This is a genomic window from Cupriavidus sp. 05L411 (assembly GCF_056398045.1).
In genome coordinates, this window is the sequence record NZ_JBFTOQ010000001.1 from 435797 (window position 1) to 456296 (window position 20500).

At 67.8% G+C, this 20500-nt stretch carries 19 protein-coding genes; 2 read left to right on the forward strand and 17 right to left on the reverse strand.

Translation table 11 applies throughout. From position 1 onward, the window contains the following. Positions 1-35 precede the first annotated feature (35 nt). Both AC1DQR_RS02025 and AC1DQR_RS02030 read right to left on the reverse strand, forming a co-directional pair. Positions 36-1580, reverse strand: coding sequence for a class I adenylate-forming enzyme family protein (locus tag AC1DQR_RS02025; RefSeq protein WP_477132417.1), 1545 nt, complete (start codon positions 1578-1580; stop codon positions 36-38). Between the two features lie 133 nt (positions 1581-1713). Next, the gene (locus AC1DQR_RS02030; protein WP_477132418.1) at positions 1714-3318 is read right to left on the reverse strand and encodes a methyl-accepting chemotaxis protein; all 1605 of its coding nucleotides are present in this window, start codon (positions 3316-3318) and stop codon (positions 1714-1716) included. Between the two features lie 288 nt (positions 3319-3606). Here AC1DQR_RS02030 and AC1DQR_RS02035 point away from each other — a divergent pair, with 288 nt between their 5' ends. Beyond that, the gene (locus tag AC1DQR_RS02035) at positions 3607-4356 is read left to right on the forward strand and encodes an EAL domain-containing protein (RefSeq protein WP_416052553.1); all 750 of its coding nucleotides are present in this window, start codon (positions 3607-3609) and stop codon (positions 4354-4356) included. Here AC1DQR_RS02035 and AC1DQR_RS02040 read toward each other — a convergent pair. From AC1DQR_RS02040 to AC1DQR_RS02080, 9 genes are all read right to left on the reverse strand, one after another. Then, positions 4343-5068: a response regulator transcription factor gene (locus AC1DQR_RS02040; RefSeq protein WP_416052554.1), complete on the reverse strand. Its 726-nt coding sequence runs from the start codon at positions 5066-5068 to the stop codon at positions 4343-4345. The two genes, AC1DQR_RS02035 and AC1DQR_RS02040, sit on opposite strands and share 14 nt — an antisense overlap. Positions 5069-5445: 377 nt before the next feature. Next, the gene (locus AC1DQR_RS02045; protein WP_416052555.1) at positions 5446-6549 is read right to left on the reverse strand and encodes a sterol desaturase family protein; all 1104 of its coding nucleotides are present in this window, start codon (positions 6547-6549) and stop codon (positions 5446-5448) included. Further along, on the reverse strand, positions 6546-7178 hold the full coding sequence (locus AC1DQR_RS02050; RefSeq protein ID WP_416052556.1) for a phosphatase PAP2 family protein: 633 nt from the start codon (positions 7176-7178) through the stop codon (positions 6546-6548). Before AC1DQR_RS02050 ends, AC1DQR_RS02045 begins: the two co-directional genes overlap by 4 nt. Positions 7179-7186: 8 nt before the next feature. After that, entirely contained in the window at positions 7187-8485 is a 1299-nt protein-coding gene (locus tag AC1DQR_RS02055) for a F390 synthetase-related protein (RefSeq protein ID WP_416052557.1), read from the reverse strand. Beyond that, entirely contained in the window at positions 8485-9291 is an 807-nt protein-coding gene (locus AC1DQR_RS02060; protein ID WP_477132419.1) for an MBL fold metallo-hydrolase, read from the reverse strand. Before AC1DQR_RS02060 ends, AC1DQR_RS02055 begins: the two co-directional genes overlap by 1 nt. Beyond that, positions 9269-10285, reverse strand: a complete 1017-nt coding sequence (locus AC1DQR_RS02065) for an NAD-dependent epimerase/dehydratase family protein (protein ID WP_416052559.1) — start codon at positions 10283-10285, stop codon at positions 9269-9271. The genes AC1DQR_RS02060 and AC1DQR_RS02065 overlap by 23 nt, the downstream gene beginning before the upstream one ends. Beyond that, positions 10282-11262: a 3-oxoacyl-[acyl-carrier-protein] synthase III C-terminal domain-containing protein gene (locus AC1DQR_RS02070; protein WP_416052560.1), complete on the reverse strand. Its 981-nt coding sequence runs from the start codon at positions 11260-11262 to the stop codon at positions 10282-10284. Before AC1DQR_RS02070 ends, AC1DQR_RS02065 begins: the two co-directional genes overlap by 4 nt. 152 nt (positions 11263-11414) lie before the next feature. Next, on the reverse strand, positions 11415-13304 hold the full coding sequence (locus AC1DQR_RS02075; RefSeq protein ID WP_416052561.1) for a potassium transporter Kup: 1890 nt from the start codon (positions 13302-13304) through the stop codon (positions 11415-11417). Positions 13305-13485: 181 nt separating this feature from the next. After that, positions 13486-14511 (reverse strand): aldo/keto reductase, encoded by a 1026-nt coding sequence (locus tag AC1DQR_RS02080; protein WP_477132420.1) that lies wholly within the window; start codon positions 14509-14511, stop codon positions 13486-13488. Between the two features lie 155 nt (positions 14512-14666). Between AC1DQR_RS02080 and cls the strand changes: the two genes are divergently transcribed. Further along, the gene (cls, locus tag AC1DQR_RS02085) at positions 14667-16100 is read left to right on the forward strand and encodes a cardiolipin synthase (RefSeq protein WP_416052562.1); all 1434 of its coding nucleotides are present in this window, start codon (positions 14667-14669) and stop codon (positions 16098-16100) included. Between the two features lie 20 nt (positions 16101-16120). Here cls and AC1DQR_RS02090 read toward each other — a convergent pair whose 3' ends face one another. The 6 genes from AC1DQR_RS02090 to AC1DQR_RS02115 form a co-directional block, all read right to left on the reverse strand. Beyond that, positions 16121-16591 carry an ion channel gene (locus AC1DQR_RS02090; protein ID WP_477132421.1) on the reverse strand — a complete coding sequence of 157 codons (471 nt, stop codon included), beginning with the start codon at positions 16589-16591 and terminating at the stop codon, positions 16121-16123. 167 nt (positions 16592-16758) lie between these two features. Then, positions 16759-17250, reverse strand: coding sequence for a nuclear transport factor 2 family protein (locus tag AC1DQR_RS02095; protein ID WP_416052564.1), 492 nt, complete (start codon positions 17248-17250; stop codon positions 16759-16761). Beyond that, entirely contained in the window at positions 17250-18035 is a 786-nt protein-coding gene (locus AC1DQR_RS02100; protein WP_477132422.1) for an SDR family NAD(P)-dependent oxidoreductase, read from the reverse strand. Before AC1DQR_RS02100 ends, AC1DQR_RS02095 begins: the two co-directional genes overlap by 1 nt. Positions 18036-18098: 63 nt before the next feature. Then, the gene (locus AC1DQR_RS02105; RefSeq protein ID WP_477132423.1) at positions 18099-18647 is read right to left on the reverse strand and encodes a DUF3833 domain-containing protein; all 549 of its coding nucleotides are present in this window, start codon (positions 18645-18647) and stop codon (positions 18099-18101) included. After that, on the reverse strand, positions 18644-19972 hold the full coding sequence (locus tag AC1DQR_RS02110) for an MFS transporter (RefSeq protein ID WP_477132424.1): 1329 nt from the start codon (positions 19970-19972) through the stop codon (positions 18644-18646). The genes AC1DQR_RS02105 and AC1DQR_RS02110 overlap by 4 nt, the downstream gene beginning before the upstream one ends. Continuing rightward, complete coding sequence (locus AC1DQR_RS02115; protein ID WP_416052568.1) at positions 19969-20499, reverse strand: chalcone isomerase family protein; 531 nt, start codon at positions 20497-20499, stop codon at positions 19969-19971. Before AC1DQR_RS02115 ends, AC1DQR_RS02110 begins: the two co-directional genes overlap by 4 nt. Position 20500: the final 1 nt, after the last annotated feature.

The following is a 20500-nucleotide window of genomic DNA, read 5'->3' on the forward strand; positions in this document are numbered from 1 at the left end:
CGTGGCCTCGGCTGGCTTGGGGCTGAGCTTGCGTCTCAGCCTGCGCTGGCCAGCAGCTCGCGCAGCTTGGCCTTGAGTATCTTGCCGGACGGTGCGGCCGGCAGGTGGGCCACGATCCTGACCTCCGCCGGCATCTTGTAGGGCGACAGCTGCTCACGCAGGAAGGCGCGCAGCGCGGCCTGGTCCAGCGTCATGCCCTCGCGCACCTCCACAAAGGCGATCACTTCCTCGTTGCCTTCTACCGCGCGTCCCACCACCGCCGACTGCAGCACGGCCGGGTAGGCGTTGATCGATTGCTCGACTTCCTCCGGGTACACGTTGAAGCCGGAGTGGATGATGATTTCCTTGGAGCGCCCCACGATGGAGACCGCGCCGTCGGCATCGATGCGCGCCAGGTCTCCGGTGTGCAGCCAGCCGTCGGCGTCGATCACCTGCGCGGTCAGGTCGGCTCGGCGGTAGTAGCCCTTCATCACGTTGGGGCCGCGCACCAGCAGCTCGCCGCTGCCATCGGGCAGGGGCGAGCCCAGGCGGATCTCCACGTCAGGCACCACCGGGCCCACCGAGCAATCCGTGCGCGGCGATTCCACCCGGGTCTGGCAGACCGTGGGCGAGGTCTCGGTCATGCCATAGCCGTTGTGCAGGATGATGCCGAAGCTCGCTTCAAACGCCGCCTTGAGCGTGGCGGTGAGCGGCGCGCCGCCAGATTGCGCCATGCGCAGCGCGGGCGCTTGCAGCGGCGTTGCCTGGGCGCGGCTCCATTCGATCAGCTTGGCATACATGGCGGGCACGCCATGCAGCACGGTGAGCCGCTCCGCGACCAGCGCGTGCGCCAGCTTCTCGGGGCGGAAACGCGGTTCGTAGAATACCGTGGCGCCGTTCGAGAGCGGGCCCACCAGCAGCACGGACAGGCCGTAGACATGCGAGATCGGCAGCACGCCGTAGACCCGGTCGCCCGGCTGCACGCGCGCCTGCATGCGGTTGGAGCGCCCGATGAACATCAGGTTGGCGTGCGTCAACATCACGGCCTTGGCGGCGCCGGTGGTGCCAGTGGTGTAGATCAGCGCGGCTACCTGGTCGCGCGCCGCTGCGTCCACCGGCTCAGCCACGGCGGCTGCATTGAGCGCGCCCAGCAGCAGCTTGCCCGCATGCGGCCACTCGGCCGGTTGCGCGCCGCGCGCCAGGCCGTGCTCGCGTGCTTCAGGATGGGCGTTGTCGAGGTAGAGCGCGATGCGCGCGCCCGAGTGTTCGATGATGTTGTCGATCTCGCGGGCGGACAGGCGGGCATTGACCGGCACGGCCCATGCGTCCAGCGCGCTGAGCGCCAGGATCAGTACCGCACAGCCTACGCTGTTCTCGGTCACCAGCACCACGCGATCGCCGCCCCGCACGCCGGCGCCAGCCAGTGCGCGGGCGGTTTCGGCAATGGCGCCGTCCAGCTCGCCGTAGCGCAAGGACCGCTCCGCGTCCATCAGGGCCACGCGTTCGGGGTGGCTCTGGACCCAGGGGCCGATGATCTGGTGCAAGCGGGAAAATGAAGGGGCAGCCGGTGCGTGCGCGGCGGGCGTGGGGGTGCTACTCATCACAGTCTCCAGATAAGGCGTCCGGCGTGGGCCGCCGGATTTTTCGATGGCGGAATACTCCCACCGATCGCCTTATGCGTCAACTGCACTGTGGAATCCATGTTCTGCATAGCAGAACATGGATCATTCAGCGTCAGAACCGGAAGCGCGCGACCCCAGCCGACAGGCCTGCCGCTTGCTCATCCAGGCTGGCCGCCTGCGCCGTAACGACTTCGACCAGCTCGGCGTTCTGCCGGCTGGTCTGGTCGAGCTGGGCCACCGCCTCGCCCACCGAGCGGATGCCGCGCGCCTGTTCGTCCGCCACCCCGCACAGCCGCTCGGCCAACTGGTGGCTCTGGCCTACCGCCTGCTCGATGCCGCTCATGGCGCTGACCACTTGCCCGCTAAGCCGTGCCCCACGGGCGATCTCCGAGCTGGCCTGGCCAATGGTGGTGCGAATCTCGCGCGCGGAGTTGGCGCTGCGCTGCGCCAGCCCGCGCACCTCCTGCGCCACCACGGCGAAGCCGCGCCCGGCCTCGCCCGCGCGGGCCGCTTCCACGGCGGCGTTGAGCGCAAGGATATTGGTCTGGAAGGCAATGCTCTCGATCACTTCGACCATTTCCGCGATATTGCGCGAGTGCTGGTTCACCGTGTCCATGGCGCCGCTCATCTCGTTCACCACCGCCATGCCGGCGTCGGTGGCTTCACGTGCCTGGCGCGCCATGGCGCTGGATTCGGTGGCCTGGGCGTGGGCTTGGCCGACCAGCGCGGTGAGGCGGGCGACGCTGTCGGCGGCGGCGGCCAGCGCGGCCGCCTGCTGCGCGGTGCGGCGCGACAGATCGTGGTTGCCGCTGGCGATGCCTTCGCTGGCCGCGGCGATCTCGGCGGCGGAGAGCTGGATCCCTTCCAGCACGCCGGCGAGCTGGTCGCGCATGCGCGCCAGCAGGCTCATCAGGCTGTGGTCATCTCCGGCGCGCACGCGCACGGGTTGCTGCAGGTCGCCCGAGGCGATGCGGCTGGCCACCTTGGCCGCGTCCGCCGGCTCGCCGCCCAGCTCCGAATGCAGCAGGCGCGAGGCAAACCAGGCTAGCGCGGCCGCCGCTGCAAGGCTCGCCACCAGCATGCCAACCATCACGGTCTGGGCGCGCAACTGGCTGGCCGTCACGGTGGCTACCGTATCGGCGGCCTGCCGCTCCTGCTGCTTGCGCGTGACCTCGACCAGGTCGGCCAGCTTCTGTAATTGCTCGCCAAGAAAATGGCCGTCGACCGAAACGGCGCTGTCGAACTGCAGGGCATCGAGCGGCTGCTTGCGCAGCAACGTGACATAGTCACGCAGCATCGCCGCGGCGCTGTCGCGCTCGGTTTGCAGCGCGGCGGCCTGGGCGGGTGCGGCCGTGCGCACGGTGCCAAGGGCCTGGTCGAGGCGGGCGAGTGCGCTGTCGATGTCGGCGGTTGCGCCGTCGCGCTCGGTGCTGCTGGTCGCCATGGTCAGGGCAAGCTGGGCGCGGCCCAGCCGGGCCAGCGCCGATTGCGCGCGCTCCGCCGCGATGGCGCCCTGCATATCGCGTTGATAGAGCGTATCTGTCATCTGCTTGACCGAGACGAGGCTGAAAATGCCCGTCAGCCCCACCACGGCGCCGAACACATAGACCAGCGCAAATGCCGCGCACATGCGCGCGCTGAGGGGAAGCCGGCCCAGCCAGGCGGGCATGCGCCGGCCGGCACGGCGTGGAAGGCGAAGGTTGATGGCTTGCAACACGGTTGAGACTCCGATGGGCCACGCGGCCCATATGCTGACCCTGGGGGGCCGCCATCTCGCGCGCCAGCTTGCAGCGCCGGCTTACCGCGGGTGACGGCATGACTTTGTTATGGTTTGCATGCTCGCTTCAACCTGTGACGCATCAATGACATCCCGCCATTGCGCAGGGGTAATCGGCTTTGTCATCCGGGTGACACATGGCTGACATGAAATAGAGGGCGAGTCACATTGGCTCACCAGCTTCTTGCGCCTGGCGCCGCGCCTCCCCACGTCACGTTCACTCCGTCCATGCAGATTGCCTACCCCCTGGGCGGCGCGCCCGTGCCGCGGCTACGCTTGCCGCCGCTCCACGCCGTCTTCCAGCCTATTGTGGTGTTCGGGACCGGCCAGGTGCTGGGCTACGAGGCGCTGGTCAGGGGGCCCGCCGAGTCGCCGCTGGCCATGCCGGATGCCTTGTTCCGCCTGGCCCGTGACGAGGCCGAGACCATCGAGCTGGAGCTGCGGGCGGCGCGCACCGGGCTGTCCGCGTGCCTGGCGAATGGCTTGCGCGGCAAGCTGTTCCTCAACTTCAGCGCCATGGCGCTGCGCCACCTGCTGGCCAACGGCGGGAGTGCCATGCGAGCCCTGGTGGCGAACAGCATCGCGCCGGATCGGGTCGTGATCGAGGTGACCGAGCAGACCCCCATCGAGGACGCGGAGCGCTTTGGGCACGCCATGGCCGTGCTCCGCGAGCTGGGCATGCAGTATGCGCTGGACGACTTCGGCACCGGCCACGCCAATCTCGACCGGCTGGTCCACCTCGCGCCGCACTACACCAAGCTGGACAAGTCGCTGGTGCGTGGCATCGGTAACTGCTCGCGCCGGCTTGAAGTCGTGCGCACGGTGCTGGCCCTGGTCAAGGCACTGGGCGGCGAGGTGATCGCCGAAGGCATCGAGGACGCCGATGAGCTGGCGGTGCTGCGCGATCTCGGCGTGCCCTTCGGGCAGGGCTACTACCTCGGCAGGCCGGCGCCGCACCCGGTGCTCAGCCAGTGCTGAGCGGGCCGGGCCGAGGCAGCCGCGTGCCGGTCTCATCCAGGCGATACCCCTTGCCATACACCATCGTGATGACCAGCCCATTGCGGGGGTGGAGTTCCAGTGCCCTGCGCAGGCGCGATACCAGGCTCGCCAGGGCGCGGGACAACGGTGGCAGCGAATAGCCCCAGATTGCGCGTTCGATATGGGCATGGGACAAGACCCGGCCGACGCTGCCAAACAGCAACGCTGCCAGCTCGAACGCCTTGGGGGGCAGCGTGAGCCGGCGTCCCTGGAACACGACCTCGTGCGCCAGGCAGTCCAGTGAATAGATCCCGACCGCCAGGTCCGGGCTCGGTGTTTGCCGGCGCAAGGCGGCGCGGCGCTGCAGCGCGTGCAGTCGGGCCACCAGCTCGCGCGCGCGCAGCGGGCGGATCATGTAGTCGTCGGCGCCCGCCTGCAGGGTATTGACGACCGAGTCTTCGTCGCGCTGGCGGGAAACCACCATCACCGGCACTTCGCTGCGCCAGGCGCCGCGCACCGCGCGCACGGCTTCCACGGCAGGCATGTCGGTAAGCTCGTGGTCGATCAGCAGGACGTCGTAGCCGGCTTGGTCAATGTCACGGAAAAGCTCCGCGCTTGCGGGGTAGGTGTGGCAAGGCACGCCGGCGCGAGCGAGGGCGTCTGCAATGGCCTTGGCCTGCAGCGACAGATCCGCTAGCAGTGCGATTTTCATAGGAATTGTCCAACTGGCATGAATGCGGTTCGCAGGGCCGGTGCGCGCATCGGCTGCCCGCAAGGCGACTCAGGCAGGATAGCCCGCGGTGCGAGGGATATCACTTGGAACAATCTGCAAGGACGGGCAGAAGATTCCCAAAGCAGACGGGGAGCCAATCCAGAAGGCGACCGGTATCGCACCGGGCCACAGTCGATTGTTGCGGCACACGTACACATTTTGTCCACGATTGCCGGATCGTGTTATCCACAGCTTGTGTGGATAACCGAGCTTGACGTGCCGCGCTTGGCCAATGGTGGCGGTTATGTATCGGACTGCCTAAATTTTGAACAGGAAGGCGGGTGACGCCTCGCCGGCGATGGTGGACGCAGACAAATTCAGCGCGACAGCGTGCGAGGCAACAAGCGCGGCAGGGTGGCGACGCCGTGCAGCAGCAGCCCGAGGTACAGGCACGCGCCCGGCCAGTCAGGAGCGGGCTCCGGCAGCGGCCCGGCCAGCGCCAGCGCGCCCGCCAGCAAGACCCAGGCGGCCGCGCCCCAGCGTCGGCCGTCGCTCATGGCGCCCAGGGCGATGGTGGCGGCAAAGATCAGGCCGAACAGCAGCGCCTGCCGCTGCCCTTGCCACGCCCCATCGCGGTGAATGTAGTGGATCACGATGCCGAACAGCAGCAGCCCGCCGAGGCCGATGAGCAGATCCGGCACATGGAACCCAGGGCGCGGCGCACGATGCTTGCAGGTGCCGCCGACAAGGCGCAGCAACGGCAGGTTGCTTGCCAGCAAGGGGTTGTCGCTGCGTGGTGTCCCGGGCACGCCATAGTCCAGCGGCACGTCAGCCAGCCTTGGCTGGAAGGTGCCGAACAGCTTGTCCCACCAGAGGAAGGTGCCGCCGAAATTCCGGTCGAGGTAGCACGGCGCGGTGCCATGATGCACGCGGTGATGCGCCGGCGTGACCAGGAAGCGATCCAGGATGCCGGAGCTGCCCACCAGGCCGTTGTGGTTGTAGAACTGCACCGCGTAGTGGATCGACGAGACCACCACGAAGATCTCCAGCGGCAAGCCCGCCACAGCCAGCCCGATCACGAACGGCAGGTTGGTGAGCGACGAGTACCAGGAGTTGCGGATGCCCAGCGACAGGTTGAAGTGCTCGCCCTGATGATGAACCACGTGCACCGCCCACAGCAGGGGTATCTTGTGATGCAACCGGTGCATCCAGTAGAAGCAGAAATCCCACGCGACAAAGCCGAACGCCCACTGCCAGGCGAGCGGCCATGCGTCTACCCAATGCAGGTTGGCGACCCGCAGCACCAGCCCGAAGGCCGCGATCTCCAGACCGCGGAAGAACCACATCAAGATGTGCCCGGACCCCAGGTTGAAGACCACCTCGCGCCAGGGAATGGACTCTCCCCGGCGATACTTGCGGATCAGCAACTCAGCCACCACGCACAGCAGCATGGCGATCAGGGGGAGTGCGAATGCGTTCATTGCGAAGGTCCTTGGATAAGGGTCACCGCGGACACCTTGGGGCGCGCCAGCCAGGTGGCCACCGTGCCCGCGGCCAGGCCCACCAGCAGGCCGGCGGCCAGGTCCAGCGAGACATGCTGGCGTGTCTGCACCACCGAGTAGCAGATCGCCAGCCCCCAGCCGATCGCACTGGCGCTGCGCAGCTTGCGGCGCGAGTCGAGCAGCGCCCAGACGCTTAGCAGCGTCAGCGCGCCATGCAAAGAGGGCAGGCAGTTCTGCCGCGAGTCGCCGGCGATCAGCCAGCTCAGCACCGTGCTGCTCAGCCCGTCGCCCGGCAGGCTCGGATAGGCCAGCGTGGTAGGCCATGCCAGGAAGACGGCACCACAGGCAAGCGCTGCACACTGCATCGCCGTGCGCAGCCACCGCAACCGTTGCGGCGGGGCCAGCGCAAAGCTGACCGGTATCAAGGCGAAGAACGACAGGTAAAGCCAGATGCCGGCAGCATCGAAGGGGATCAGGCGATCCAGCGCGCTTTCGGGCAACAGCGCCGGTGCGCTTTGCAGCAGGCTGGTGCTGCCGTAGACCAGGCCGACGCTGCCCCAGCCCAGCAGCATCTGCCGGCAGCGCCACCATGCTCCGGCGCTTTGCATGCGGTGCGTCATGGGCCTTGGGTGGCTTCGCGCAGCCGGACAATGCGGCGGCGCTTGGTGGTGAAATCCGCCGGGGGCGCGGCATCGTTGTGCCACGCGATATCCGCCACGGCCACGCCAAGCCCCTCCAGCACTGTTTCCAGCCGCGCGCGGCAAGCCGTGTGCACCGCGACGCCGCCTTCGGCATACAGGCTAAGCGTGCGGTCGCCGGTCTGGCGCAGGCGGTAGTCGGCGGCGAGCGGCAGGGCCTGCGCCAAGGCGCGCGATAGCACGTCGGCAAAGACCTGCACCGGCTCGCCGAGGCGGCCCGGCAGCACCAGCATGTCGTCGCAGCGGCCTTCGATGCGGGCCAGCGCCAGCGCAGGGCTGCCGCACGGGCACGCATCCGCGCGCCGCACCAGCACGTCGTCCAGCCGGTAGCGCACGATGGGCTGGGTAGTGCGGGTGAAGTCGGTCACGATGGGCACGAAGCGCTCATGGCCCTGGTCCAGCCATTCCGGCTCGATGTGGACGAACTCCTCGTTCAGGTGCAGCGTGCCATGCGCGCAGGTGACGCCGAGAAAGCCCTCGGTGGCCTGGTAGACCTCGCCGGGCTCGCCGAACACGTTGGCCAGCAAGGCGCGGTCCTGCGCTTCCAGTACTTCGGCAACCGAGACGACCCGCGCCGGACGCAGTGCCGTGCGCCCGGCCTGGCGCGCCAGCGCAAGGCTGCGCAGCACCTGCGCGGGTGCCACGACAATGGTGGGCGCATAGCGCTCCAGCCGCGCAAGATGATCCTCGAACGGGGTGAACAGGTCGAAGAACGCGAACGAGAGCCAGGGGTTGCGCACCGCCGTGTACAGGTTGCTGTTGGCACGAAGGAACAGCGCCACGCGCTCGCCCGCCAGCAGCCCGCGCGGCAGCAACCTGGCCAGCAGCGTGCCGGCCCATTGCGCCTGCTCCTGCCGGCTCACGACAAATGCGCCACGCCCGCCCGAGGTGCCCGAGGACAGCCCCACGCTAAATCCTTGCAGCGTAGGGCTGAAGTCCCGCGAGGCCTCGGCCTGGCGGGCACAGTCAAGGACGTCTTCAAGGCGCAGCCCGGCCGTGTTGATGCGGTCGAAATTAGCCATCATCACAGCCTTGTCCATGCGCGGCCAGTCTTGCATCGGCAGGGACAGCAGGGGGGCAAAGTACGGGCTGCGCGCCAGCACGCGCAGGCGGAAGCGCGCCATCTGGCGGGCCTGGTGCGCCTCCAGTTCGGCGCGGCTGGCAAAACGCAGCCTGCGCGCGCGCCAGTAGGCGCCGAGCATGCGGGGCAACTGCATCAGAGGGCGCCTTCGTGGGTCAGGCGGATCTGCACCTGGCCATTGCGATGCAAGGCGTGCAGTTGCCTGAGTGTGGCCTGGTAGGTGCGCGGGTCTTCCATGATCAGGTTGGCGATGGACGACGGACCGATCAGTTCGCGGTAGCTGGTGGGCGACCATGCCGCGTCGGACGCCAGCAACACCCACCCGTCGCTCGTTTGCACGAAGGCGCCCAGGTGGCCGGCGGCGTGGCCCGGCAACGCCACCAGGAAAACGTCTCCGCCACTGTCCGGCAAGGCATAGCCCTCATGGAACGGCGTGAGCGCGACGGGCAGCGGCTGGCGCGCAAAGGCTTCGACAAAACCCACGCGCTGCTCGAAATCCTCGGGCATCAGCCCCGGCACGAAGCCCCGGCGCAACGCGCCGATGCCGCGCAGCGGCCGCGTGGCTTGCCACCCGGCGCGGGAGCAGTAGAAGCGCGTGCCGGGAAAATCCCGCAGTCCAGCGATATGGTCCCCGTGGAAGTGCGACAGGATCACGCCGGCGAGGTCGCGTGCGCCGATGCCCGCCGCGCGCAGCTGGCTTGCTGCCGCCTCGCTGCTGTCGAAATGCACCGGCGTGACCATGCGGTACAGCGCGAACAGCCCGCTGCGTGTGTGATCTAGAAAGTGCGTGGCATAGCCCGTATCCCAGAGCCAGTGCTTGCCGCCTGCCTCGATCAGGTACGCCCGCGCCGGGAAGCGGCAGACCGACAGGCCCGCGCCCTTGAGCGCCATGCAGGCGCGGTGCGTGCAGAAGCCCGCCTCAAAGGTGGTGATACTGGCCATGGTCTCGCATCCATTGCGCCGTCAGGCGAATTCCCTCATCCATCGTATAGGCGGGCCGATAGCCCAGCGCCGCGATGGCCTGCGTGTTGTCGAGCGTCATATCGTAGTGCAGCACGCCCATGCCATAACGCGTGAAGGCCGGCTCGCGCCGGCTCAGGGCCGACCAGGCCTCCATGCCGCGCGCCACGCCGTCGGCCAGCGCATAGGGCAGGCGGCGCAGGCGCGGCGGCTGGCCCAGCTCGTCGCCGAGCAGTTGGCCGAGAACCTGGCACAAGCGGCGCGGTTCGTGATTGGTGATGTTGTAGGCATGGCCGGACGCCACCTGCGCGCTCGTGCTGGCGAGCTGCATGGCGTGGACCACGTTGGGGGTAAAGGTCAGGTCCATCAGCACCTCGCCTGCGCGCGGCAACGGCAGCTTGCCGCGTCGTTGCGCCATCAGCGCCAGCACGCGCGGCATCAGCACGCGGTCGTGCGGGCCGAACAAGGCGCGTGGGCGCAGCATGACGAAGGCGGTGGCAGCCTGATTGCCTGCGCGCAGCCGTATTGCCGCCTCGGCCAGCGCCTTGGTGCGCGCATAGTGGTTGGCGTAGCGCGCTGGCCGGTAGCTCTCGGGAATGTCGAGATGATGCCGATAGTCGAAGTACAGCGACGGCGTTGAGACGTGCACGAAGCGTTCAACGCCGGCTGCGATCGCCGCGTCGGCGAGCCGCTCGGTGGCGGCCACGTTGGCCGCGTGGAAATCGGCGGAGGCGCCCCACGGCGATGACAGCGCGGCGCAGTGCCAGACGGTGCCCACGCCGCGCAGCAATGCGCGTGCCTGCGCAGCATCGAGCGTGGCCAGGTCCGCCGGCACGAAGTCCACGCCAAGCGCGCGCAGCGCCTCGCCCTGCGCGGGGTTGCGGCCGGTGGCGCGCACGGGCAGGCCACGCTGCAACAAGTACTCGACGGCATTGCGGCCGAGGCCGCCGGTTGCGCCGGTTACCAGCGTGATCACAATCGCAGCACCATGGCGCCCACGGTAAGGCCGGCAGCCGTGCCCAGCAGCAGCGCGCGCGAGCCGGCGCCGGCTCTGCCGCTGCGCATCGCTTCGTGCAATGCCGTGGGCAGGGACGCGGCGACCTGGTTACCGTGCGCGCGGTAGATATCCACCACCGACGCCGCCGGCACGCCCAGGCGGCGCCCGATGTGCCGCATGGCGAGGTGGCTGGCCTGGTGCGGCACTACCACGTCGATCTCAGCGAGCCGCAGCTTGCCCGCGTCGAGCAAGCTGGCCAGGAAGGCGTCCATCACCGTGGAGGCCAGCTTGAAGACCCGCTTGCCTTCCATATGGAACAGGAAGTCGGACTCGCGCGCGCCCATGCGCGGGTTGGTGCGGGTACCGCCTGCGCGGATCTCGCAGAAGGCCTTGCCCGCGGGATAGGTCTCCATGCGATAGGCCTCGATGCCGGTGCTGCCATCGCCGCGCTCCACCACCGCCGCCGCCGCACCGTCGCCAAAGATGAGCGAGGCCTCCGGCTGGCTCCAGTCCAGCCCACGGGAGGCGAGGTCGGATGCGACCACCGCGATGCGGCGGTAGGTACCGCTGTGCAGCAGGCTGGCCGCCACCTGCAAAGCGGCCAGGAAGCTCAGGCAACTGGCGTTGACGTCGAAGGCCGGTGTGCCGGCTGGGATGCCGGCGGCTTCGAGCAGCCGCGCGCCGGTGCAGGGCAGGGCTTGCTCCTGCACGCCGGCGGCGGAAATGACGAGACCGATCGAACCCGGGGCGATGCCACCGCGCGCCATGGCATCGCGCAGCGCGGCGGCCGCCAGCGCGGATTGCGTTTCGCCAGGGCCAGCGTGGTAGCGGTGGTCGATGCCGGAGGTTTTCCTGACGTAGCCGGCGGCTTTGCCGAGCACCTTGTCAAGCTCGGCGGAGGTGACCTGCCGGGCAGGGAGTGCTTTGCCTGTGGCCAGGATTCTTAATGGCAGCATGTCGTTGGTTGGGTCTCCCGCCGGCGTGAACTGAGCGGCGGGAGCGAATCGATCCTTGAGCGGCAGAGAGGTTGGTCACGAAAGAAAGTGCGTATTGTAGTGAGTTGGCCGGCAGGGGGGCTTGATCGCTCGATCGTTCGATCGCTTGACCGTCAGATCGAGACGCGGCGGCCGATCTCCACCACCTGATCGCTGGGCAGCCGGAAAAGATCGGTCACGTGCATGCCGTTCCTGACCATCAAGGCGAACAGTTTGCCTTGCCAGCGCGGCATCCGGCTGTCGCCCTCGCGCAGCACGATGGTCTCCAGGCCCATGTAGTAGGTGATGGTGCCCAGATCCAGCCCGCAGGGCAGCATCTGAGGCTGCAGCAGGAGCTTGGGAATATCAGGCCGCTCCATAAAGCCGTAGCGGGCGTTGGCGCGCCAGAAACCCGGCATCGGTTGCGTTAGCGTCAGGCGCTCGGCATCCTTGATCCATGGCACCGTCTCCGTCACGATGCTCACGGCAAGGATCTTCTGCTGCAAGGCGTGGTTGCGCTTGACATGCCACAGCATCACCGGCGGCGTGCCATCCAGCGTTCGCGTCAGGAACACCCCGGTCCCGGGCACGCGCGGAATGCGCTTTGCCTGCACCTCGCCCAGGAACGCGTCGATTGGCGTGATGTCTTCGTTGATGGCCGCCGAAATCGCGGCCGTGCCGCGGTGCCAGATCAACATGACGCCATAGACGACCGCCGCCAGCATCAACGGGATATACCCACCATCCAGTACCTTGGCGAGATTGGCCACGAAGAACCCGCCGTCGATGATCAGGAAGACGCCGGACACGGCCGCGCTGGCCCACAGGCTCCAGCGCCAGATATCGCGCATGGCGATAAACAGCAGCACGGACGTCATCAGCATGGTGAGGGAAACGGCGATGCCATACGCGGAAGCCAGTTGATCCGATGACTTGAAGAACAGCGCCAGGCTGACCGTCACCACCATCAGCAGCCAGTTGACCGTGCCCACGTAGATCTGCCCGTAGCCCTCCTCGGAGGTCTGCCTGATCTGCAGATGCGGCAGCCATCCCAGCAGGATCGCCTGGCGCGTCATGGAAAACGCGCCGGTAATAATGGACTGGCTGGCGATCACCGTCGCCACGGCGGCCAGGATGACCAAGGGCACCAGCAGCGGCGGCGGGCAGAGCAGGTAAAAGATGTTGTGCGTTGAGTCGGCCCCGGACAATACCAGCGCGGCCTGTCCGGCATAGTTGAGCAGCAGGCTGGGGAACACGATGGCGGACCATGCCAGGCGGATCGGGCGCGGGCCGAAATGGCCCATGTCGGCATACAGCGCCTCGGCGCCGGTCACGCAGAGGAAAATGCCACCCAGCACCAGGAAACTGGTATAGCCATTGGAAAACAGGAATTCCAGGCCATAGATCGGATTGAGCGCAATCAGGATCGACGGGTGCAGCAGGATGCCGCGAATGCCGAGCACGGCTATGCAAAAAAACCATAATGCCATCACCGGCCCGAAGGCCCTGCCGATGCGGGACGTTCCCATCGGCTGGATGGCAAAGAGCGCCACCAGTATGCCCACCGTGGCCGGCAGGATAATGGATTTGGCCTCGGGAAAGACAATCTCCAGTCCCTCCAGCGCGGAGAGCACGGAGATGGCGGGTGTGATCGCGCCGTCGCCATAGATCAATGCCGCCCCGAACAGCCCGGCGGCCACCACCAGCGGGCGTTTCTTCTGCTTGATCCCCAACAGCGACATCAAGGCGAGAATGCCGCCTTCGCCGTTGTTATCGATGCGCATGGCGAAGGACACGTACTTTACCGTGGTGATGATGATCAATGTCCAGATCAGCAGGCTCAGGAGGCCCAGGATAACCGGCGCCGACGGTTTGCCACCCGAGAGCGCGAGCACGGTTTTCAGGGTGTAGAGCGGGCTGGTGCCGATGTCGCCAAATACCACGCCCAGTGCGGACAGCCCCATGACGGCGAGGCCGGAACGGGGTTTAGCGGGCGTATCGATCAGCGCAGGGGCTTGCGGCATGACTATCTCTCCAGGCAACCCATTGAAGAACACTCCGGGAAGCCCGGGATGCAGAGCATGGTTTGTAAGCCGACGTGATGATAATCGCGAGGCAAAACCCGCGATCCGTCCGTGAAACGCGGACCGGCCCGAGCGCGAGCCGTTGGCCAGGACGGGCGGCCCGCCCTGGCGGGCAACGCGTTCAGGCTGCGGGAACCGGTCGCCCGGTCAGCGGATAGTTCGGATCGTTGTAGCCATGCGTGGAGGCATGTCCGGGGCGCACCAGCTGGTCAACCAGCGCCTCCTCTTCGGCGGAGATGGGCACGCCGACGGCGCCAAAGTAATCCTCGAACTGTGCCAGCGTGCGCGGCCCGGCAATCACCGAGCTGACGATCGGGTTGGCCAACACCCAGGCGGTAGCGAGCTGGCCCAGCTTGAGGCCGCGCGCATCGGCATGCGCTTTCAGCGTCTGGGCAATCACCAGCGATTCCTCGCGGAATTCCGTTTCCATCATGCGGCGGTCGGCGCGGCCCGCGCGTGAGTCTTGCGGGGGCTGTTGGCCGGGCAGGTACTTGCCGGTGAGCACGCCGCGCGCAATCGGGCTGTAGGGCACCACCCCAAGGCCGAAGTGCTGGCAGGCCGGCAGGATTTCCACCTCGGGCATGCGGTTAAGCAGGTTGTAGTAAGGCTGGCAAACCACCGGGCGCGGCACACCCAGCTGGTCGCACAAGCGTGCCACCTCGGCGACGCGCCAGCCGCGGAAATTGGACAAGGCCCAGTAGCGGATCTTGCCGGCACGGACCAGGTCGCCCATGGCACGCACGGGTTCTTCCAGGTTTTCGCCGGGGTAGTCGCGGTGCAGGTAGAGGATGTCGAGGTAGTCGGTGCCAAGGCGGCCCAGGCTTTGCTCGACTTCGCGCAGGATCCAGACGCGCGAGTAGTGCGAATGGTTGGGCGCAGCCTGCATCGGGTTGCCGAGCTTGCTGGCCAGGATCCAGTCATGGCGGTCGGCGGCAAGCAGCTTGCCCACCATGCGCTCGGAGCCGCCCTTGCTATACACGTCCGCGGTGTCGATGAAGTTGACGCCGTGCGCGCGAGCGCTATCGACGATGCGGCCGGCCTCGGCTTCGTCGGTCTGGTCGGCGAACATCATGGTGCCGAGGCACAGGGCCGATACCTTGAGGTTGCTGGCGCCCAGGCGCCGGTATTCCATCTTGAACTCTGACATTGCGGTCTTCCTTGATGTGGCTGGCGGTCAGGCAGTAACGCGGTAAGGCGTGAAAGCTTAACGCCTGCGGGGAAATTCTGCCTGCCCCCGGGCCGCGGCTATGCCAGAATGCTAGCCATTGTGGTCCGGCTCCGCCAAGGCGAAATCTAACAATCATGCTCAGCCCCTCCCTCGTCGCGGCGATCGTGCTGGCGTTCCATCTGCTTGGCGTCGTCGCGGCCTTGCACGCGGTCATGACGGTGCGCACCGCGCCCGGCGCCATTGCGTGGGCCGGCTCGCTGGTGATGATGCCGTACTTCACGCTGATCCCGTACCTGATCCTCGGCAGCAGCAGTTTCGCCGGCTACGTGAATGCCCGGCGCTTCAACAACGACCGGCTGCGCGAGGTCACGCACGAGATGGAGCCACACGAGCGCGAGGCGCGCGACGCCAGCGTGGTGCACTCGCCCCCCCAGCCTTACCTGCGCGCTTTGCCCCGGCTGACCGGCATGCCGTGCCTGGCCAACAACGCGGTGCGGCTGCTGGTCAACGGCGAGGCGACGTTCGAGGCCATCTTTGCGGCGATCGCCGCCGCGCGGCAGGTGGTGATCGTGCAGTTCTTCATCGTCCACGACGATGCGCTTGGGCGGCGCCTGCAGAGCCTGCTGTGCGAACGCGCTGCCGCGGGCGTGAAGGTGTATTTCCTCTACGACAGCATCGGCTCGCATGCGTTGCCGGGCCAGTACGTCAAGGTGCTGCTGGCCGCCGGGGTGGAGGCGCGCGCCTTTGCCACGCGGCGCGGCTTTGTCAACCGCTTTCAGCTCAATTTCCGCAACCACCGCAAGCTGGTGGTGGTGGATGGGGAGTGCGCGTTTACGGGCGGTCACAACGTCGGCAACGAGTACCTCGGGCAAAAACCGCCGCTGGCGCCTTGGCGCGACACGCATATCGAGATCCGCGGCAGCGCCGTGCTGGACTTGCAGATGGTGTTTGCCGAAGACTGGTTCTGGGCCGCGCGGGAGGTGCCCATGCTGCTGCCTCCGCCAGCAGCACCTGCCGGGGGCATGACCTGCCAGGTGGTGCCGTCCGGCCCCGCCGACGCGCAGGAGACCTGCTCGCTGTTCTTCGTCGAGGCGATCCAGGCGGCGCGCTGGCGGGTGTGGATCACCAGCCCGTACTTCGTACCGGACGAGGCCGTGTTCGCCGTGCTCCGGCTGGCGGTGCTGCGCGGGGTTGACGTGCGCATCCTGCTGCCGGCGCGCCCCGACCATCTCGTGGTGTTCGCCGCCTCCACGCTGTATGCCTACCAGGCCGTCTGCGCGGGCGTGAAGCTCTATCGCTACCAGCCGGGCTTCCTGCACCAGAAGGTCATCCTGATCGACGATGAGGCCGCGGCGGTCGGCAGCGCGAATCTCGATAACCGCTCGTTCCGGCTCAATTTCGAGCTGATGGTGATGACCGCGGACCGCGATTTTGCCGCCAGCGTGACGAGCATGCTGGAGGCGGACTTCACGCAGGCCCGCCAGATCGAGCGCAGCGAATACACCGCCGCGCCGACGCTGCACCGCGTGGCGATGCACGTGGCCACGCTTTTTGCGCCGATCCTGTAATCATGTGCCGTGCGCCGTGCCTACAGATCCGCTTGCGCCGCTTGCCTGGAGGTGCCGGTTGGCCAGTCGCGGCGCATGATGATGTAGGTGAAGGATGTCGACCAGCCGATCAGGATCAGGCCCACCAGCGGCTCGATGCTGGCGAGCAGGCGCGTGGCGCCAACCGGCGCGATGTCGCCCAGGCTTTGCGTGGTGAACGTTTCAAGCGAAAAGTAGAGGTAGACGATGGGCGTGATGGGATGGGCGCTGGCAAGGCCGCCCAGGCCCAGCACATGGCCCGCCACCCAGTAGCCGATGGCAAACACCATGGCTTCAAGGCTATGGGCCAGGATGATGCAGACAATCAGCACGCCAACGTTGACGCGGCCGGTCCAGCGGCGCGGATTCATGCCTGACAGCAGGCGCAGGGCTTCGTAGTGGATGGCGACCACGGTCACGGTGAGGATACTGGCGCAGGCCAAGGCCAGGAGGTCGTGGACGGTGAGGTTCATTGGGCATTCCTTGTCGGGCCGGGATCGCCTCGGTTGGGCGCGGCACGCGGGTAGTGACCGCCCTTGCCGCCGGGATGTTCCCCGGGGCATGGCCGCACACGGTCACAAACTGCTTGGAATGTAACGGGGGATCACGCGCAATGCCAGCCCGAAGCGCACTGGCGCGGCTAGGAAAGCGGCGCGGCAAAGCGGCGGCGCAGCCAGCCCACCAGCGGCCCGAGCCAGGGCAGTTGCTGCCAGAGCTCCTGCGCGGCGTCCCAGTAGTCACGATGGAGTGTCACGCGTCCATCGCCGTCAAAGCGGAAATGCGAGCTACCGTGCACCTGGTAGGGCTTGCCCTTCAGGGTGAAGTGGAAGTCCCACAGCACAAACGCCTGGCCCGGCTGCCGGAATTGCTCACCGATCACAAAGCGCGGGTTGTCCGTGGCGACGAACATGTGCGCAAAGATCCGGCGGATCGCCTCGCGTCCGCGCACATCGTTGAAGGGATCCTTGAAGCGGGCATCGTCGGCATAGAAGCGCGCGATGTCGGCCAGCGAGGCGGGCGAGAGCGTTTCGTACCATCGCAGCAGGGCAGTCAACTCGGTCAATTCGGTCAACTCGGCCAATTCGCTCAATTCGGTCAACTCCGTCAGTGCGTTCGGGCGGGTCAGGGGCATCACGGCGCGTCCATCACTTTTTGCAGGGCCGCAAGGCGCAGCCGGTAGGGTAACAGGCTGGCGAGCTTGAGCAGGCGGGTGAAGCGGCGCGGGAAATCGATCTCGAAGCGGCCGCGCGCCAGCCCCTGCAGGATGGCCTCGGCGGCGGCCTCGGGGGTGAGCAGGGCAGGCATCGGGAACGCGTTGTTGGCCGTCAGGCGTGTCCTGACGAATCCCGGGTTGACCAGGTAGACGCCCAGCCCGCGCGGATGCAGCTCGGCGTAGAGCAGTTCGGCCAGGTTGATCAGCGCGGCCTTGGTCGGCCCGTAGACGGTGGCGTTGGGCAGGCCCATGTAGCCGGCTACGCTGGCGACCAGCACCAGGCTGCCGCTGCCGCGCGCGAGCATGTCGGTGAGCGTGGCCTGCAGCCCGTAGTAGACGCTGTTCAGGTTGGTCTCGATGGTGTGGCGCACGCTCTCGGCCTCCAGCTCCCAGGGGCGCAACGCACGATAATCGGCGGCGCAAAACACCACCAGGTCCACGCCCTCCCAGGCTTCGCGCAGTGTGTCATGTGCCAGGTGCCAGGCGTGCGGATCGGTGGCATCCATCGGCAGCAGCAGCGCCGTCGCATGCTCGCCGGCAACCGCCTTGAGGGCTTCAGCCCGGCGCGCCGACAGGGCTACCCAGGCGCCGCGCGCAAGCAGGGCGCGCGCCAGCGCCGCGCCGATGCCGCTCGATGCGCCGACCAGCCAGACCCGCTTTTCGCGCCAATCCGTCCAGCGGGGGTTGAGTGCCGTCCAGGCCATGGTTGCCTCTCTGATTTACGCCGCAGCCGCGATCGGTCATTGCGGCCATTGCGGCTATTTCGGCTATTGCGGGCGCCGGAAGAACACCGTGACCTGGCCAACCTCGAAACCGAATTTCGAGACGCTGGCGCGATTGATCATGGTGCGCGCGTCGACCAGGTACATCCAGTCGTCGAACTGCACGTCATACGTGGCGTCTCCCACTGGCAGCCGCAGCGTGTAGCGCCAGTTCAGCGTGTTGCCCGCGCTGTGCCCGATCGCTTCGCCCACGACGTCGCCGGCGCGGCCGCGCCAGGTGCCGTCGGGCTGGCGCGCCAGCGTCCAGGTGCGCTGCTCGGTGCTGCCGTCGCTATAGGTGAAGTGCTCGTCCAGTACGAAGTCGCTGCCTTGCCGGCGGCCCTCGATGGCTACCGTGAAGCGCTTGACGACCTCGCCGCTGCGTTTCTGGAACATGCCCCAGGCCTCGGTCTTGCCGACAAAGAATGCCAGCACATCGAGCACGGGCTGCTGCTGCGCATACTGCGAAACGTCCGGGCCGGCGCAGGCAGCCAGCCATAGCGCGGCGTACAGCAGCAGGCGTTTGCCGCAGTGCGAAGGGTCAAGGCAAATCATGTCGGATCCTCCATCAGTGGTGCCGGGGCCGTGCGCAGGCACAGCATGGCGGCGAGCTTGAACAGGCAGGGCAGGCCGCCGTAGAGCAGCGCCAGGGCATGGCTGCCGGCCGCCGTGCCGCCCGGGCCAGGCTGGTAGCCGCACCAGGCCAGCAACGGCAGCGCCAGGCCCGACAGCGCGAGTGCCAGCTTGCCCAGCAGGCTCCAGATGCCGTAGTAGCCGCCGGGTTGCTCGCCGGGGGGAATCAGGCACGCCAGCAGCACCGGCGGCAGCGCCAGGTCGGCGCCAAGCGCAAGCCCCGCCAGCACGCACACGGCCAGGTAGGCGCCGGTGTCGCCCGTGCCCAGGCCAGCCGCCCAGACAAAGGCGGCCACCGCCAGCGCCATGCCAAGCCGCCACGCCCGCGCGAGGCCGATGCGCGCGGAAAGCCGGGGCCAGAGCGGCAGGCCGGCAGCGCCCGCCGCGAAATAGGTGGCGAGGAATGCGCCGGACCACTGCGGCGCGCCCAGCCGATCCTGGATGAAGAACAGAGCCAGCGTGGCCGGTATCGAGACCGATACCGCATTGAGGAAATACGGCAGCAGCAGGCGCCGGAATGCACGGTTGGCGAGCGTGGCGCGCCAGCCGTGCACGCCAGCGCTGTGGTGGCGCCAGGCCGGCGCGTGCCGCAGCAGCAACGCCAGCGCGCCCAGCAGCAAGGCGGCGAACACCAAGGCATAGCCCGCCATGGCCGGCGCGGCGGGCCAGCCCGATGCGCCCAGAAGCCAAGCGGGCAAGACGCTGGCCAGCATCACCCCGGCCAAGCCCGCTGCCTCGCGCCAGGCTGCGGCGCGGGTCAGCCTGGCCGGCTCGCGAGACAGGCGCGCGCCCCAGGCCAGGTAAGCAATGTTGACCACGCTGTGCGCGCTGTAGACCAGACCCAGCGAGAGCGCCAGCCAGGCGGCCAGCGCCCCGCCGCGTACAGGCGGCAGCCACAGCATGGCAAAGGAGGCCGAGAGCACCAGGCACGCCAGCCACAACGCGGGTGCCAGCTCGCCGCGCTGCGCCAGGTGGTCGATCCAGCGGCCGAGGAACGGGTCCTGCACGGTGTCGAGCAGCCGCGCGGCGAACAACACCGTGCCAGTCGCGGACAAGGCCAGCCCGAGCTCGCTTGCGTAGTAGGCGGGCACCTGCACGTAGACTGGCAGGGCGGCCATAGCCAGCGGCATGCCGAGCAGGCCATAGGCAGCCATGGCGGATGCCGGGGCGGGCGCTGGGAGGGCCGGATCGGGATTGGGCGCGGTGGGCGTCGCGGCAGTCGCGCTGCCAATGTGCGGCGCGGTCATCGCACGAGCCCGAGCAGGCGCTGGCGCAGCGCCGGCGCGCGCGTGGCCGGGTCGAGCCAGATCGAGAAAAACGCCTGCGCGAAGGCGGGGTCGTCGATCTCGGTGGTCAGCCGATCGCCTGCGTAGAAGCGCACGCCCTTGCCGGGCATCAACACGCCGGTGAGCGTGTCGCCCGGGCGCACGTCGACAAACGCCTGTGCCATGCTGGCGCGCCAGCTATCGAGCATCTGCGGGCTGGGCGGCGTGTTGCCGGCGCTGCCGATGCGCTTCATCTCGTCCAGGCTGGTTTCGACCAGGCGCTCGCGCTTGATGCTACGGTCGTAGGTGAGTTGCAGCGCAAAGGGCGCATCCGGCGCGATCGGCAGCTGTGCGCTCCAGAGCCGGGCGGTATAAAGGCGAAATCCAAACACGCGGAATTCGCCTTCGCCCGATAACCGGGCGGGCTGCACGTCTGCGCGCCAGCCCGCCGCGGCAGGCGCTGGAACACAGAGGATGGCCATGGCGAGGGCGGCGGCAGCGCGGCGCATC